This window comes from Priestia sp. SIMBA_032, assembly GCF_046535215.1.
GTDB lineage: Bacteria > Bacillota > Bacilli > Bacillales > Bacillaceae_H > Priestia > Priestia aryabhattai.
Map to the genome: position 1 here is coordinate 1 of NZ_JAWRXD010001482.1, position 239 is coordinate 239.

A 239-nucleotide genomic window follows, 5' to 3' on the forward strand; every position below is an offset into this window, starting at 1 on the left:
CAATTAACTAAGAAGGAAAATAATATCGCAAACAGAGGGGGATAATCATGAGCTTACTTATCGCACTTATACTTGGAGTTACATGTGGAGCATTTCCTGTTATTTTAGGAGCTATTATGGAAGAGTTAGAAATTGGTGTTTTAGGATTTGTCGCATCTTGTGTAAGCGCTTTATTTTTTGGTTTATTCGGCGCTATTCCTGTTTCAATTCTGTGTGCTTTTTATATAATACGCCATGCT

1 protein-coding gene is annotated in these 239 nt (G+C 35.6%); it reads left to right on the plus strand.

Annotation, left to right across the window (positions count from 1 at the left end):
• Nucleotides 1–47: 47 nt before the first annotated feature.
• Nucleotides 48–239 (plus strand): hypothetical protein (locus SB717_RS39235; RefSeq protein ID WP_410908703.1); only part of this gene is annotated, 192 nt, incomplete at its 3' end.